The organism is Streptomyces sp. JN8 (assembly GCF_055808075.1).
Map to the genome: position 1 here is coordinate 5,119,457 of NZ_CM147852.1, position 15,348 is coordinate 5,134,804.

Sequence of the window (15,348 nt, forward strand, 5' to 3'; positions counted from 1 at the left end):
GGATCACCCCGATGCCGCCGGAGCATGAAAGCATGGCGTGCACGCCAACCGGTGCTCCCCGAGTAGCGGTTGGAGGACCGGAAACGAATTCAGGCCACGGCCTTCAGGGGGAGGAACGATGGCGGACAGCTTCGGGCCGGTGCTCAGCGGGCGCGAGCACGGTGGTGCGGTCCCGGAGGGATCGGAATCGGACAGCGGCTCCTTCCGCAGCGAGCCGATCCGGGTCCTTGTCGTGGACGACCACGCCCTCTTCCGCCGCGGACTCGAGATCGTCCTCGCCCAGGAGGAGGACATCCAGGTCGTCGGCGAGGCCGGCGACGGGGCGGAGGCCGTCGACAAGGCGGCCGATCTGCTGCCGGACATCGTCCTGATGGATGTCCGGATGCCCCGGCGCGGCGGCATCGAGGCGTGCACCTCCATCAAGGAGGTGGCCCCCAGCGCGAAGATCATCATGCTGACGATCAGCGACGAGGAGGCCGACCTCTACGAGGCGATCAAGGCGGGGGCCACCGGCTACCTCCTCAAGGAGATCTCCACCGACGAGGTCGCGACAGCCATCCGCGCCGTCGCCGACGGACAGTCGCAGATCAGCCCCTCGATGGCGTCGAAGCTCCTCACCGAGTTCAAGTCGATGATCCAGCGCACCGACGAGCGCAGGCTGGTGCCCGCGCCCCGGTTGACCGACCGTGAGCTGGAGGTCCTCAAGCTCGTCGCGACCGGGATGAACAACCGGGACATCGCCAAGGAGTTGTTCATCTCGGAGAACACCGTGAAGAACCACGTCCGGAACATCCTGGAGAAGCTGCAGCTGCACTCCCGGATGGAGGCCGTGGTCTACGCGATGCGGGAGAAGATCCTGGAGATCCGCTAGGCCCCCGCCCCGGCCGGGAGGTCCGCCAGGCCCCGCCTCCGCCGGGACACCAGGCCCCGCCCCCCGCGGTGAGGTCCGCTAGGCCCCGTCCCGGCCGGAGACCCGGCTCACCTCCGCCACCAGGGCCTTCGCCAGACCCGGGGTGTCCACCCGCTCCACCCGTACCGCGTCGCAGCCGACCCACTCGGCCGCCTCGCGCAGCGCCCGCGCCACCGCCGGCACCGCCTTCGGGCCGTCGAGCGTCACCTGGCGCGCGACCAGCGTCCCGCCCTCCCGCGCCGGGTCCACCCGGCCGACCAGACGGCCGCCGGCCAGCACCGGCATCGCGAAGTAGCCGTGGATCCGCTTCTGCTTCGGGACGTACGCCTCCAGCCGGTGCGTGAAGCCGAAGATCCGCTCGGTGCGGGCCCGCTCCCAGATCAGCGAGTCGAACGGCGACAGCAGGGTCGTGCGGTGCCGGCCGCGCGGCTCCGAGGCCAGGGCCGCCGGGTCCGCCCAGGCGGGCTTCCCCCAGCCCGCGACCGTGACCGGCACCAGGCCCGCCGCCTCGACCGCCGCGTCGAACTGCTCGCCCTTGAGCCGGTGGTAGTCGGCGATGTCCGCGCGCGTGCCCACGCCCAGCGCCTCGCCCGCCTGCCGGACGAGCCGGCGCACGCACTCGGCGTCGTCCAGGTCGTCGTGGAGCAGGGCCTCGGGGATCGCCCGCTCGGCCAGGTCGTACACCCGCTTCCAGCCGCGCCGCTCGACCACGACCACCTCGCCGTACATCAGGGCCCGCTCGACGGCGATCTTGGAGTCCGACCAGTCCCACCACTCGCCCTTGTTCTTCGCGCCGCCCAGCTCGGTCGCCGTGCAGGGGCCCTCGGCCCGCAGCTGGTCGATCACCTTGTCGTACGCCCCCGCCGACAGCTCGTGGCCCCAGTGCGGGCGGTCGCGGTAGGCGCGGCGGCGGAAGGCGAAGTGCGGCCACTCCTCGACCGGCAGCACGCAGGCCGCGTGGGACCAGTACTCGAAGGCGTGCGAACCGGTCCAGTAGGCGTCCTCGACGGCCGTGCGGCCGACGGCGCCCAGGCGTGCGTAAGGGATCAGCTCGTGCGAGCGGGCGAGGACCGAGATCGTGTCGAGCTGGACCTGGCCGAGCCCGCGCAGCACGCCGCGCACCCCGGCGCGGCGGTCGGGCGCGCCCAGGAAGCCCTGGGCGCGCAGCGCGATCCGGCGGGCGTCGTCGGCGGACAGTTCGGCGGCGGGGCGCGGCGCAGTCGTCATGACCGCACCCTAGGCCCCGGCACCGACACTCCGGAGGGCGCGGGCCCGCCGGGGGCCGGCCCCGGAGCGTGGGCTCAGGACGGGGTCGGGACGTCGCGGGCCGGGAGGTACGGCAGGGGGCTGGGGAGGCCGAAGTCGGAGGGGAGCAGGGCGGCGATCCAGCTGTCCCGGAGCGTGCCCTTGTTGGTGAGGCCGGCGCGCTGGGCGCCCTCGACGACGAATCCGACCCGCTCGGCCACGGCGCGCGACCCGGTGTTCCCGACCTCGGCCCGCCAGACCAGGCGGGTGCAGCCGAGCCCGGTGAAGGCCCAGTGGGCGACGGCCCGGACGGTCTCCGTCATGTAGCCGTGGCCGCGGTGCTCGCCGGCCAGCCAGAAGCCGACCTCCCAGACCCCCATGCCGCGGCTGGTCAGGGACACGGCGGCGAGCAGCGGGCCGCCGGCCAGCGGTTCGACGGCGAAGGCGTACTCGGTGTCCTCGCGCCAGCCGTCGGGCACGAGGCGGTTCAGGAACAGCTCGGCGTCCTGCCGCGTATAGGGGTCGGGGACGACGGTCCAGCGTCGGATGTCGGGGTCCTGGCAGACGGCGTACACCGCGTCCACGTCCTCGGGCACGAAGTTCCGCAGCCGCAGGCGGTCGGTGGTGAGGGTGATCGGCTCCATGTCTGGATTCTGGTGAGCCGCCCCGTCGGACGCGAACACTTTTCGGGTGGGGCGGCACCTTCCGCCCACCTCGTGCGTTCTCTTTCCGGGCGGGCGTACGGCTCCGGCACTGTGGGCCTCCCTTCGCGAGGGCGGTCTCGCTTACGATGGCCGTTGCGGTGGGGACCACCTGCCGTGCCCGCGCTCGCGTCCATGACAAGACCCAGTGCCAGGCCCGACCGGCAAGGAGACCAGCCTCAGTGTCCGTCTTCAACAAGCTCATGCGTGCAGGCGAAGGAAAGATCCTGCGCAAACTGCACCGCATCGCGGACCAGGTCAACTCCATCGAAGAGGACTTCGTCAACCTCTCCGACGCCGAGTTGCGGGCGCTCACCGATGAGTACAAGCAGCGGTACGCCGACGGCGAGAGCCTCGACGACCTGATGCCCGAGGCCTTCGCGACGGTTCGCGAGGCCGCGAAGCGCGTCCTCGGTCAGCGCCACTACGACGTCCAGCTGATGGGCGGCGCCGCGCTCCACCTCGGCTACGTCGCCGAGATGAAGACCGGTGAGGGCAAGACCCTCGTCGGCACCCTCCCGGCGTACCTCAACGCGCTCTCCGGCAAGGGCGTGCACCTGATCACGGTGAACGACTACCTGGCCGAGCGCGACTCCGAGCTCATGGGCCGGGTGCACCGCTTCCTGGGCCTGTCGATCGGCTGCATCCTCGCCAACATGACGCCGGCCCAGCGCCGTGAGCAGTACAACTGCGACATCACGTACGGCACGAACAACGAGTTCGGCTTCGACTACCTCCGCGACAACATGGCGTGGTCCAAGGACGAGCTCGTCCAGCGCGGCCACAACTTCGCCTGTGTCGACGAGGTCGACTCCATCCTCGTCGACGAGGCCCGTACGCCGCTGATCATCTCCGGCCCGGCCGACCAGGCGACGAAGTGGTACGGCGACTTCGCCAAGCTCGTCACCCGCCTCTCCAAGGGTGAGCCGGGCAACCAGCTCAAGGGCATCGAGGAGACCGGCGACTACGAGGTCGACGAGAAGAAGCGCACCGTCGCCATCCACGAGGCCGGTGTCGCCAAGGTCGAGGACTGGCTCGGCATCGACAACCTCTACGAGTCGGTGAACACCCCGCTCGTCGGGTACCTGAACAACGCCATCAAGGCGAAGGAACTGTTCAAGAAGGACAAGGACTACGTCGTCATGGACGGCGAAGTCATGATCGTCGACGAGCACACCGGCCGTATCCTCGCCGGTCGCCGTTACAACGAGGGCATGCACCAGGCGATCGAGGCGAAGGAGGGGGTGGCGATCAAGGACGAGAACCAGACCCTCGCCACGATCACCCTGCAGAACTTCTTCCTCCTGTACTCGAAGCTCTCCGGCATGACCGGTACGGCCATGACCGAGGCCGCCGAGTTCCACCAGATCTACAAGCTGGGCGTCGTCCCGATCCCGACGAACAGGCCGATGATCCGCAAGGACCAGTCCGACCTGATCTACCGGACCGAGGTCGCGAAGTTCGCCGCCGTCGTCGACGACATCGCGGAGAAGCACGAGAAGGGCCAGCCGATCCTGGTCGGCACGACCTCCGTCGAGAAGTCCGAGTACCTCTCGCAGCAGCTCTCCAAGCGCGGTGTCCAGCACGAGGTGCTCAACGCCAAGCACCACGACCGCGAGGCGAGCATCGTCGCCCAGGCCGGCCGCCGCGGCGCCGTCACCGTCGCCACGAACATGGCCGGCCGAGGCACCGACATCAAGCTCGGCGGCAACCCGGACGACCTCGCCGAGGCGGAGCTCCGCCAGGCGGGCCTCGACCCGGTCGACCACGTCGAGGAGTGGGCCGCTGCCCTCCCCGGTGCCCTGGAGCGCGCCGCGAAGGCCGTGAAGGCGGAGTTCGAGGAGGTCAAGGACCTCGGCGGGCTGTACGTGCTCGGCACCGAGCGCCACGAGTCGCGGCGCATCGACAACCAGCTGCGCGGTCGTTCCGGCCGTCAGGGCGACCCGGGCGAGTCCCGCTTCTACCTCTCGCTGGGCGACGACCTGATGCGTCTGTTCAAGGCGCAGATGGTCGAGCGCGTGATGGCCATGGCCAACGTGCCGGACGACGTGCCGATCGAGAACAAGATGGTCACCCGGGCCATCGCCTCCGCGCAGTCGCAGGTCGAGACCCAGAACTTCGAGACCCGCAAGAACGTCCTGAAGTACGACGACGTGCTCAACCGGCAGCGCCAGGTCATCTACGGCGAGCGCCGCCGCGTCCTGGAGGGCGAGGACCTGCGCGAGCAGATCCAGCACTTCATGGACGACACGATCGACGACTACATCCGCCAGGAGACCGCCGAGGGCTTCGCGGAGGAGTGGGACCTCGACCGCCTGTGGAACGCCTTCAAGCAGCTCTACCCGGTGAAGGTCACCGTGGAGGAGCTGGAGGACGCGGCCGGGGACCGGGCGGGCATCACCGCCGAGTTCATCGCCGAGTCCATCAAGGACGACATCCACGAGCAGTACGACTCGCGGGAGAAGCAGCTCGGCGCGGACATCATGCGTGAGCTGGAGCGCCGGGTGGTCCTCTCCGTGCTGGACCGCAAGTGGCGCGAGCACCTCTACGAGATGGACTACCTCCAGGAGGGCATCGGCCTGCGCGCCATGGCGCAGAAGGACCCGCTGGTCGAGTACCAGCGCGAGGGCTTCGACATGTTCACCGCCATGATGGAGGGCATCAAGGAGGAGTCCGTCGGCTACCTGTTCAACCTGGAGGTCCAGGTCGAGCAGCAGGTCGAGGAGGTCCCGGTGCAGGCGGGCGGTCCGTCGCTCGACAAGCAGGACGCGGTGCCGGCCGGCGCCGGACGTCCGGAGATCCGCGCCAAGGGGCTCGACGCCCCGCAGCGTCCGGACCGGCTGCACTTCTCCGCCCCGACGGTGGACGGCGACGGCGGTGTCGTCGAGGGCGACTTCGCCTCGGAGGACTCCGGTGACGGGATGACGCGGGCGGAGCGCCGCAAGGCCCAGAAGAACGCGGGCGGCGGGCGTCGCCGCAAGAAGTGACGCGGTGCCGTTGACGCGGTGAGCCGTTAGACGAGGGGTCGGTCGCCCGGTGGGCGGCCGGCCCCTTCGTCATGCCGGCCGGGGTGCGGAGGGCGCCGCGGGGCGGGGCGGGGTGCCCAGGCCGTCGAGCTCCACCGCGGCGCAGCGCCAGCGCAGGTCCTCGCCGCGCTCCAGCCGGAACGCCATGGCGCGGACGCGGGCGCCGGTGGCGATGCTGGCGAAGGCCTCCACGGCCGACCGGTCCTCGTCCACCTGGACGGAGCAGCGGCGCAGGACCGGGCGCGGGCCGAGGGAGCGCAGGGGGGTTCCGGGGGCGATCCGGACGAGCTGTTCGTAGGCCTCGCCGACGGTGTGGCCGAGCATCCAGTGGACCGGGCGTTCGCCGCTCAGCACGGCGAGGAGGCGTTCGGCGAAGACGGTGTGCGGGGGCAGGGCGCGCGGGCGGGCACCACGGGGGCGGGTGCCCGCCGGGCCGCGGGGGCGGGTGCCCGCGGGGCCGCCGGGCGCCCTGCGGGGGCGCGGGGTGTCGGTCGTGGTGAGGGTGGTGGTCATGGGCCTGCCCCTGTCGTCGCGTCACCGAGTGGTACCGGTCGGTAACTTTCTGTAGGGGATCTTGTACGGGCGGGCTCGGAGGGGCCGCAAGCGCCCCGCGGCGGCCGGGCGGCCCGACAGTGGAATCACCTATCCGGGTGACGCGACGGAAAATCGGCTCCCGGGGGTCCCGAGGGCGGCTCTCCGGGATGGACGTACGGCCCTGTCGGCCGGCCACCCCGAAGGGGGACTCCGCACGTATCCTGAGGGCCTCTCCGTCTACGAAAGCGGCCAGCCATGCGCGTGTACGTCCCCCTGACCCTCCCCGGTCTCGCACAGGCGCACAAGGCGGGCGAGCTGGGCCCCGGTCCGCTGACCGCCTACGCCGTCACCCCCGCCCTGCGCGAGTGGTACGTCTCCGACGACATCGAGGAGCTGGAGTACGCGGCGCTCAACCGGGCCGCGTCCGCCTCCCTGCGGCTGCTCGCCGGCGATCCCGAGGCACCCCGGCGCCGGATCGTCGTCGCCGTCGACGTCGCCGACGAGGACGCCGCCACCGCCTCCGAGGGGCCGCTCACCGTCGACTCCATCGGCGAGGTCCGGATCGCCGGACCCGTCCGGCTCGCCAAGGCCGCGGCCGTCCACGCGGACGCCGACGACGCGACGGCGGACGTGACGGCCGCGGCGGACGCCCTGGGCGCGGCGGACCGCGGCGACGACGACGCGCAGTTCGTCGTCGACGGGGCCGAGGACCACGAACTGCTCTGGTTCGGGGTGCAGGAGATCCCCGCGCTGCTGGGCTGACGCCAGGGCCCGCCCGCCGGATCCGGCGGGCCGGAGTCCGCGGGTCTGGCCGTCGGTGGCGGCGGGTACCGTCTTTCCATGGGGAAGCACGACGGCTTGCGCGGCAAGCACCTGGTCTGGGACTGGAACGGCACACTGCTCGACGACATCACCGCGGTGATCGGCGCGACCAACGCGGCCTTCGCCGAGCTGGGACTCGAACCGATCACGCTGGAGCGGTACCGCGAGCTGTACACCGTGCCGGTGCCCAGGTTCTACGAGCGGCTCATGGGGCGGTTGCCCACCGACGCCGAGTGGTCCCTCATGGACGGGGTCTTCCACCGGCACTACTGGGCGCGGGCCGAGGGGTGCGGGCTGACCTCCGGAGCGGCGGAGCTGCTCGCGGCGCGTCAGGCGTCCGGGTTCACCCAGTCGCTGCTGTCGCTCGCGCCGCACGCGGACCTCGTGCCGCTGGTCCACCGGTACGGGATCGCGGACCGGTTCGTCCGGATGGACGGCCGGATCGACGCGTCCACGGACGGCAAGTCGGGGCACATGGTGCGGCACCTCGCGGCGCTGGAGGGCGTCTCGGCCGACCGGGTCGTCGTCATCGGCGACGCCGCGGACGACGCCCTCGCGGCGGCGCACGTCGGGGCCCGGGCCGTGCTCTACACCGGCGGCTCGCACAGCCGTGCCTCGCTGGAGCGGGTCGGCGTCCCGGTCGTGGACTCGCTCGCGGAGGCCGTGGCCGTGGCGGAGGAACTGGTCTGACGGACCGGTCCGGCGCCGGACCGCTGCCGGAGCGGGTGTCAGGCCTTGGCCCGCAGCACCTTCAGGAACTCGCGCATCCAGGTCGGGTGGTCCGGCCACGCGCGGGAGGAGACCAGGAGGCCGTCCACCACCGCCGCGCTGTCCTGGAAGGTCGCACCGGCCGCCTGCATGTCCAGCTCCAGGGCCGGGTAGGCGGTGACCCGGCGCCCCTCCAGACCGCCGACCGCGGCCGTCAGGAGCGGCCCGTGGCAGATCTGGGCCACCGGCTTGTCCGCGTCGAAGAAGGCCTTGAGGATCTTGCGGAGCTCCGGGTCGTTGCGCAGGTACTCCGGCGCCCGCCCGCCCGGGATCACCACCGCCGCGTACGCGCCCGGATCGACCTCGGAGAAGGCCAGGTCCGCGGGCCAGGTGTAGCCGGGCTTCTCGGTGTACGTGTCGAAGCCCGGCTCGAAGTCGTGGACGACGAAGCGGAGCTGCTTGCGGGCCGGGGCCGCGATGTCGACCTCGTAGCCCTCTTCGAGCAGCCGCTGGTAGGGGTACATGACCTCCAGCGACTCCGCCGCGTCCCCGGTCACGATCAGGATCTTCGCCATGGCTCTCCCAGAACAGAGATGGTCGGTCTGCCGTGCTGCGCCCATGCTCGCGTACACGCTGCCCGCGGCGGGACGCTTTGCCAAGAGGACATGTGTCGCTGTCCATAACGTCAAACTTCCACCCCCTCTTTTGTACACATACGGCTCATGACGGTTCGGGGGTCGGGGGCGATAGGCTTTTCCCGTGATCAGCGCGATACGCCGAGGGGGCAGTGAAGCCCCCGGCTGCCGCCCGGTCCGCGACAGCGGCCGGGCCGACCGTGCGTTCGCCGATCCTCTCCGTCCGGGCGCGCCGCTCTCCGTGGCCGATAACGACCCGGGCATCTCTCATTCGGGCATAGCGTCGTCTTCGACCGGAAACACCGCGTCGAGGCGTCGCTCTGTCCTTTCTTCCACCGACGTCACGCAACGGCGCGCGACAGGAGTCAGAGGACATGCAGACCAAGCTGGACGAAGCCAAGGCCGAGCTGCTCGAAAAGGCCGCTCGGGTTGCTGAGCACAGCCCGGTCGGGGGGCGACTTCCGACGGGCCCGGAGGGTGCCGGGAAGCGCCCGGACCGGGACACCGTGCTCGAGTACCTCCAGCGCTACTACCTGCACACCGCCCCGGAGGACCTCGGCGACCGGGACCCGGTCGACGTGTTCGGCGCGGCGCTCTCTCACTACCGCCTCGCGGAGAACCGCCCGCAGGGCACGGCGAACGTGCGCGTCCACACCCCGACGGTCGAGGAGAACGGCTGGACGAGCAGCCACTCCGTCGTCGAGGTCGTCACCGACGACATGCCGTTCCTCGTGGACTCGGTCACCAACGAGCTCTCGCGCCAGGGCCGCGGCATCCACGTCGTGATCCACCCGCAGGTCCTCGTCCGCCGCGACCTCACGGGCCGCCTCATCGAGGTCCTGTCGGCGCAGATCGAGGGCGAGCTGCCGCACGACGCGCTCACCGAGTCCTGGATCCACGTCGAGATCGACCGCGAGACCGACCGCGCCGACCTCAAGCAGATCACCTCCGACCTGCTGCGCGTCCTGTCCGACGTCCGCGAGACGGTCGAGGACTGGGAGAAGATGCGCGACGCCGCCCTGCGGATCGCCGAAGGCCTCCCGGACGAGCCCACCGCCTCCGACCTGCGCCCGACCGAGGTGGAGGAGGCCCGCGAGCTGCTGCGCTGGCTCGCCGACGACCACTTCACCTTCCTCGGCTACCGCGAGTACCAGCTGCTCGACGGCGACGCCCTGTCCGCCGTCCCCGGCACCGGTCTCGGCATCCTGCGCTCCGACCCGCAGCACGCGGGCGACGACGAGGGCCACCACGCCCACCCCGTCTCGCCCTCCTTCAGCCGGCTGCCCGAGGACGTCCGCGCCAAGGCGCGCGAGCACAAGCTGCTGATCCTGACGAAGGCCAACAGCCGCTCGACCGTGCACCGCCCCTCGTACCTCGACTACGTCGGCGTGAAGAAGTTCGACGCCGACGGCAACGTCGTCGGCGAGCGCCGCTTCCTCGGCCTGTTCTCCTCTGCCGCCTACACCGAGTCCGTGCGCCGCGTCCCCGTCGTCAAGCGCAAGGTCCAGGAGGTCCTGGCGGGCGCGGGCTTCTCGCCCAACAGCCACGACGGCCGCGACCTGCTCCAGATCCTGGAGACCTACCCGCGCGACGAGCTCTTCCAGACCCCGGCCGACCAGCTCCGGTCCGTCGTCACCAGCGTCCTGTACCTGCAGGAGCGGCGCCGGCTGCGGCTGTACCTGCGCCAGGACGAGTACGGCCGCTACTACTCGGCCCTCGTCTACCTGCCGCGCGACCGCTACACGACCCGCGTCCGGCTGCGGATCATCGACATCCTCAAGGAGGAGCTCGGCGGCACCAGCGTCGACTTCACCGCCTGGAACACCGAGTCGATCCTGTCCCGGCTGCACTTCGTCGTCCGCGTCCAGCCCGGCACCGAGCTGGCCAAGCTCACCGACGCCGACGTCGACCGCATCGAGGCCCGGCTCGTCGAGGCCGCCCGCTCCTGGTCCGACGGCTTCGCCGAGGCCCTCAACGCCGAGTGCGGCGAGGAGCGCGCCGCGGAACTGCTCCGCCGCTACGGCAACGCCTTCCCCGAGGGCTACAAGGCCGACCACTCGCCGCGCGCGGCCGTCGCCGACCTGGGCCACCTGGAGGCCCTCATCCGGACCGAGGGCGGCAAGGACTTCGCGCTGTCGCTCTACGAGCCGGTCGGCGCGGGCCCCGGCGAGCGCCGCTTCAAGATCTACACGACGGGCGACCCGATCTCCCTCTCCGCCGTCCTCCCGGTGCTCAACCGGCTCGGCGTCGAGGTGACCGACGAGCGTCCGTACGAGCTGCGCTGCGCCGACCGCACCCACGCCTGGGTCTACGACTTCGGCCTGCGGATGCCCGTCACGACCGGCAACGGCGGCGACTACCTCGGCGACGACGCCCGCGGGCGCTTCCAGGAGGCCTTCGCCGCCACCTGGACCGGCCAGGCCGAGAACGACAACTTCAACTCGCTCGTCCTCTCCGCCGGGCTCACCTGGCGCGAGGCCATGGTGCTGCGCGCCTACGCCAAGTACCTGCGCCAGGCCGGTGCGACCTTCAGCCAGGACTACATGGAGGACACCCTCCGCAACAACGTCCACACCACCCGGCTGCTGGTCAACCTCTTCGAGGCCCGGATGGCCCCGGAGCGCCAGCGCGCCGGCACCGAGCTGATCGACGCCCTCCTGGAGGAGCTGGACGCCGCCCTCGACCAGGTCGCGAGCCTGGACGAGGACCGGATCCTGCGGTCCTTCCTGACCGTCATCAAGGCCACCCTGCGGACGAACTTCTTCCAGAAGACCGCCGACGGCTCCCCGCACTCCTACGTGTCGATGAAGTTCGACCCGCAGGCCATCCCGGACCTCCCGGCGCCCCGTCCGGCCTTCGAGATCTGGGTGTACTCCCCGCGCGTCGAGGGCGTCCACCTGCGCTTCGGCAAGGTCGCCCGAGGCGGCCTGCGCTGGTCCGACCGCCGTGAGGACTTCCGTACGGAGATCCTCGGCCTGGTCAAGGCGCAGATGGTGAAGAACACCGTCATCGTGCCCGTCGGCGCCAAGGGCGGCTTCGTCGCCAAGCAGCTCCCGGACCCGTCCGTGGACCGCGACGCCTGGCTGGCCGAGGGCGTCGCCTCGTACAAGACCTTCATCTCGGCGCTGCTCGACATCACCGACAACCTGGTCGCGGGCGAGGTCGTGCCGCCGGTCGACGTGGTCCGCCACGACGAGGACGACACCTACCTGGTGGTCGCCGCCGACAAGGGCACCGCGACCTTCTCCGACATCGCCAACGGGGTCGCCGAGGCGTACGGCTTCTGGCTCGGCGACGCGTTCGCCTCCGGCGGCTCCGCCGGCTACGACCACAAGGGCATGGGCATCACCGCCCGCGGCGCCTGGGAGTCCGTCAAGCGGCACTTCCGCGAGCTCGGCCACGACACCCAGACCGAGGACTTCACGGTCGTCGGCGTCGGCGACATGTCCGGCGACGTCTTCGGCAACGGCATGCTGCTGAGCGAGCACATCCGGCTCGTCGCGGCCTTCGACCACCGGCACATCTTCCTCGACCCGAACCCGGACGCGGCCGTCTCGTACGCCGAGCGCCGCCGCCTCTTCGAGCTGCCCCGCTCGTCCTGGGCCGACTACGACACCTCGCTGCTCTCCGCCGGCGGTGGCATCCACCCCCGCAGCGCCAAGTCGATCCCGGTCAACGCGCAGGTCAGGGCCGCCCTCGGCATCGAGGACGGGATCACCAAGATGACTCCGGCCGAGCTGATGAAGGCCGTGCTCCACGCGCCCGTCGACCTGCTGTGGAACGGCGGCATCGGCACGTACGTCAAGTCCTCGGCCGAGTCCAACGCCGACGTCGGCGACAAGGCCAACGACGCCATCCGCGTCGACGGCCAGGACGTCCGCGCCCAGGTGATCGGCGAGGGCGGCAACCTCGGCGCGACCCAGCTGGGCCGCATCGAGTTCGCCCGCAGCGGCGGACCCCGGGGCGAGGGCGGCAAGGTCAACACCGACGCGATCGACAACAGCGCCGGCGTGGACACCTCCGACCACGAGGTCAACATCAAGATCCTGCTCAACGGGCTCGTCGCCGAGGGCGACATGACCGTCAAGCAGCGCAACAAGATCCTCGCGGAGATGACCGACGAGGTCGGCACGCTCGTGCTGCGCAACAACTACGCGCAGAACACGGCCCTCGCCAACGCCGTCGCCCAGTCGCCGTCCCTGCTCCACGCCCACCAGCGCTTCATGCGCCGCCTGGGCCGCGACGGGGCCCTCGACCGCTCCCTGGAGTTCCTGCCCAACGACCGGCAGATCCGCGAACTGCTCAACAACGGCCGCGGCCTGAGCCAGCCGGAGCTCGCCGTCCTCCTCGCGTACACCAAGATCACGGTGGCCGACGAGCTGATCGGCACCGAGCTGCCGGACGACCCGTACCTGCGCGGGCTGCTCCACGCGTACTTCCCGACGCTGCTGCGCGAGAAGTTCACCGAGGCCGTCGACAGCCACCCGCTGCGCCGCGAGATCATCACCACCGTCCTGGTCAACGACACCGTCAACGGCGGCGGCTCGACCTTCCTGCACCGCCTCCGCGAGGAGACCGGCGCGTCGATCGAGGAGATCGTCCGGGCGCAGACCGCGGCCCGTGTCGTCTTCCGCCTCGGGCAGGTCTGGGACGCCGTCGAGGCCCTCGACAACCAGGTGCCGGCCGACGTCCAGACCCGGATGCGGCTGCACTCCCGCCGGCTGGTCGAGCGCGGTACGCGCTGGCTGCTCAACAACCGCCCCCAGCCGCTCCAGCTCACCGAGACCATCGAGTTCTTCGCCGAGCGCGTCGAGCAGGTCTGGGCGCAGCTGCCGAACCTGCTGCGCGGCGCGGACCTGGAGTGGTACCAGTCGATCGTGGAGGAGCTGACCGAGGTCGGCGTGCCGGAGGAGCTCGCGCTGCGGGTGGCCGGCTTCTCCTCCGCCTTCCCGATCCTCGACATCGTGGGGATCGCGGACCGCACGGGCAAGGACCCGCTGGCCGTGGCCGAGGTCTACTACGACCTGGCCGACCGGCTGCGGATCACCGACCTGATGGACCGGATCATCGAGCTGCCGCGCGACGACCGGTGGCAGTCGATGGCCCGGGCGTCCATCCGCGAGGACCTGTTCGCGGCGCACGCGGCGCTGACCGCGGACGTCCTCGCGGCCGGGGACGGCGAGTCCAGCCCGGAGCAGCGGTTCAAGGACTGGGAGGAGAAGAACGCGGCGATCCTGGGCCGCGCGCGGACGACCCTGGAGGAGATCCAGGGCTCGGACACCTTCGACCTGGCGAACCTGTCGGTGGCGATGCGGACCATGCGCACGCTCCTGCGGACGCACGCCTAGTCGCCCGGCGGCCCGGTCTGGACCGGCCGCCCGGCCGCTCGGCCGCTCGTGAGGAAGGGCCCCGCCGGATCTCCGGCGGGGCCCTTCCCGTGTCCTGAGCGGCGTCCTACGCCGTCTCCTCCGGGGGGCCCGGCACGGTCGACGTCCACAGGCGGCGGGCGGCGAGGGCGGTCGCCGCGAGCAGCAGGCCGTTGCGGAGGACCATCACCGTCAGCCCCTCGGTGGTGCCGGCGACGACGTGGTCGTACAGCACGGGGTACGCGAGGGAGCTCAGGGCGGCCGCCGGGAGCAGCAGGAGGGCCACCGGGCGCATCACGGTGCTGCGCGAGGTGAGGCAGACGGCTGCGAGGCCGAGCAGCCAGACCATGTACTGGGGGCTGATCACCCGGCTGGTGACGGTGAACAGCAGGACGGCGGTGAGGGCCGCGTCGAACGGGGTGGCGGCGGTCCAGCGGTGGGCCCGGACGCGCCACAGGAGCAGCCAGCCGAAGGCGATGACGGTGAGCAGCAGGGCGAGGTGGCCGAGGGTGGAGACGTACGGGCCGACGTACTCGAAGGCCCCGTAGCGGAACTCGACCCGGCCCGGCCAGGCGCCGACGGCCCCGGCGAGCGCGAGGGCCGTGCCGCCGAGGGACTCGATCTGGATGCCGCGGCTGCCCTGCTGGCGCAGGAAGCCGAGGGAGTCGGAGAAGAACAGGGCGAGGGTGGCGAGGAGGGCGAGCGCGGTGACGAGCGCGGCGGTCCAGGCCTCCCGGGTGGTGCGCCCCCGGGGCGTGCCGATGAGGGCGAGCGCGGGCCAGACCTTGACCATCGCGCCGAGGGCGGCGAGCGCCCCGCCGAGCCGGTGGGCGGCGGTCCGGCGGGCGCCGAGCGCGAGCAGCGCGAGGACGGCGAGGGCGGTGCTCTGCACGTCGAGGCGGGCGAGCGGCAGGTGCAGGAGCAGCGGCAGTCCGCAGACCCAGATCCAGGCGCCGTGGGTGAGGCGGGCGCTGTCGGCGCGGGCGAGCGCGGCGGTGACGACCGCGTCGGCCAGCAGGGTGAGGACCGTGAAGGCCTGGACGTACGTCAGCCAGGGGAGGAGGCCCGGCGACATGATCACGAGCCCTGCGCCGGGCGGGTACTGCCAGGTGGCGTCGCCGGGCGGGAAGGTGCCCTGGGCGAACTGCGCGTACCAGTAGCGGTAGAGCTCCACCTCGCGGCCGACGCCCCCGATGCCGAGGGTGTCGCGGAGGAGCAGCAGCACCATGCCGACGCGGGTGATCAGCCAGACGGAGGCGACGGCGAGGTAGGGGCCGCGGCCGACCGTGACGAAGGTGGCGGAGGTGAAGGTGTCCGAGTCGAAGGGGGACCCGGTGAGCCGGGGCGGCTCGGCGCGGGTCCCTTGCGGCGGCGGGGGGTGATCGGTCGTCATCCCTCCGT

Annotated in this window: 10 protein-coding genes; 5 read left to right on the forward strand and 5 right to left on the reverse strand. The window is 71.6% G+C overall.

Annotated features, from left to right (window positions below; translation table 11 throughout):
* The first annotated feature begins 118 nt into the window (after window positions 1-118).
* Window positions 119-871, forward strand: a complete 753-nt coding sequence (locus tag ACY0MR_RS22590; protein WP_361859224.1) for a response regulator transcription factor — start codon at window positions 119-121, stop codon at window positions 869-871.
* Window positions 872-949: 78 nt separating this feature from the next.
* On the opposite strand, the gene ACY0MR_RS22595 is transcribed toward ACY0MR_RS22590, so the two are convergent.
* Both ACY0MR_RS22595 and ACY0MR_RS22600 read right to left on the reverse strand, forming a co-directional pair.
* On the reverse strand, window positions 950-2,137 hold the full coding sequence (locus tag ACY0MR_RS22595; RefSeq protein ID WP_392863685.1) for a winged helix-turn-helix domain-containing protein: 1,188 nt from the start codon (window positions 2,135-2,137) through the stop codon (window positions 950-952).
* A 74-nt stretch (window positions 2,138-2,211) separates the two neighbouring features.
* Window positions 2,212-2,799: a GNAT family N-acetyltransferase gene (locus tag ACY0MR_RS22600; protein WP_392047618.1), complete on the reverse strand. Its 588-nt coding sequence runs from the start codon at window positions 2,797-2,799 to the stop codon at window positions 2,212-2,214.
* 239 nt (window positions 2,800-3,038) lie between these two features.
* Here ACY0MR_RS22600 and secA point away from each other — a divergent pair, with 239 nt between their 5' ends.
* Window positions 3,039-5,843, forward strand: a complete 2,805-nt coding sequence (gene secA / locus ACY0MR_RS22605; RefSeq protein ID WP_361859215.1) for a preprotein translocase subunit SecA — start codon at window positions 3,039-3,041, stop codon at window positions 5,841-5,843.
* Between the two features lie 69 nt (window positions 5,844-5,912).
* On the opposite strand, the gene ACY0MR_RS22610 is transcribed toward secA, so the two are convergent.
* A complete protein-coding gene (locus tag ACY0MR_RS22610) occupies window positions 5,913-6,395 on the reverse strand; it encodes an Rv3235 family protein (protein ID WP_473554961.1) in 483 nt (160 codons plus the stop codon).
* 276 nt (window positions 6,396-6,671) lie between these two features.
* Between ACY0MR_RS22610 and ACY0MR_RS22615 the strand changes: the two genes are divergently transcribed.
* Both ACY0MR_RS22615 and ACY0MR_RS22620 read left to right on the forward strand, forming a co-directional pair.
* A complete protein-coding gene (locus ACY0MR_RS22615) occupies window positions 6,672-7,178 on the forward strand; it encodes a DUF6912 family protein (RefSeq protein ID WP_473554963.1) in 507 nt (168 codons plus the stop codon).
* 78 nt (window positions 7,179-7,256) lie between these two features.
* Window positions 7,257-7,928 (forward strand): HAD family hydrolase, encoded by a 672-nt coding sequence (locus ACY0MR_RS22620; RefSeq protein WP_473554965.1) that lies wholly within the window; start codon window positions 7,257-7,259, stop codon window positions 7,926-7,928.
* Window positions 7,929-7,966: 38 nt separating this feature from the next.
* On the opposite strand, the gene ACY0MR_RS22625 is transcribed toward ACY0MR_RS22620, so the two are convergent.
* Window positions 7,967-8,521 (reverse strand): DJ-1/PfpI family protein, encoded by a 555-nt coding sequence (locus ACY0MR_RS22625; RefSeq protein ID WP_030324431.1) that lies wholly within the window; start codon window positions 8,519-8,521, stop codon window positions 7,967-7,969.
* Between the two features lie 434 nt (window positions 8,522-8,955).
* Here ACY0MR_RS22625 and ACY0MR_RS22630 point away from each other — a divergent pair, with 434 nt between their 5' ends.
* Window positions 8,956-13,929, forward strand: a complete 4,974-nt coding sequence (locus ACY0MR_RS22630; protein ID WP_392863684.1) for an NAD-glutamate dehydrogenase — start codon at window positions 8,956-8,958, stop codon at window positions 13,927-13,929.
* Window positions 13,930-14,035: 106 nt separating this feature from the next.
* On the opposite strand, the gene ACY0MR_RS22635 is transcribed toward ACY0MR_RS22630, so the two are convergent.
* Window positions 14,036-15,340 (reverse strand): glycosyltransferase 87 family protein, encoded by a 1,305-nt coding sequence (locus tag ACY0MR_RS22635; RefSeq protein WP_388798182.1) that lies wholly within the window; start codon window positions 15,338-15,340, stop codon window positions 14,036-14,038.
* Between the last annotated feature and the right edge of the window lie 8 nt (window positions 15,341-15,348).

Coding starts and splice junctions, on each gene's coding strand:
- ACY0MR_RS22590 (WP_361859224.1), top strand. CDS start 119: ATGGCGGACAGCTTCGGGCCGGTGCTCAGCGGGCGCGAGCACGGTGGT.
- ACY0MR_RS22620 (WP_473554965.1), top strand. CDS start 7,257: ATGGGGAAGCACGACGGCTTGCGCGGCAAGCACCTGGTCTGGGACTGG.
- ACY0MR_RS22635 (WP_388798182.1), bottom strand. CDS start 15,340: ATGACGACCGATCACCCCCCGCCGCCGCAAGGGACCCGCGCCGAGCCG.
- ACY0MR_RS22595 (WP_392863685.1), bottom strand. CDS start 2,137: ATGACGACTGCGCCGCGCCCCGCCGCCGAACTGTCCGCCGACGACGCC.
- ACY0MR_RS22600 (WP_392047618.1), bottom strand. CDS start 2,799: ATGGAGCCGATCACCCTCACCACCGACCGCCTGCGGCTGCGGAACTTC.
- ACY0MR_RS22615 (WP_473554963.1), top strand. CDS start 6,672: ATGCGCGTGTACGTCCCCCTGACCCTCCCCGGTCTCGCACAGGCGCAC.
- ACY0MR_RS22630 (WP_392863684.1), top strand. CDS start 8,956: ATGCAGACCAAGCTGGACGAAGCCAAGGCCGAGCTGCTCGAAAAGGCC.
- ACY0MR_RS22625 (WP_030324431.1), bottom strand. CDS start 8,521: ATGGCGAAGATCCTGATCGTGACCGGGGACGCGGCGGAGTCGCTGGAG.
- ACY0MR_RS22610 (WP_473554961.1), bottom strand. CDS start 6,395: ATGACCACCACCCTCACCACGACCGACACCCCGCGCCCCCGCAGGGCG.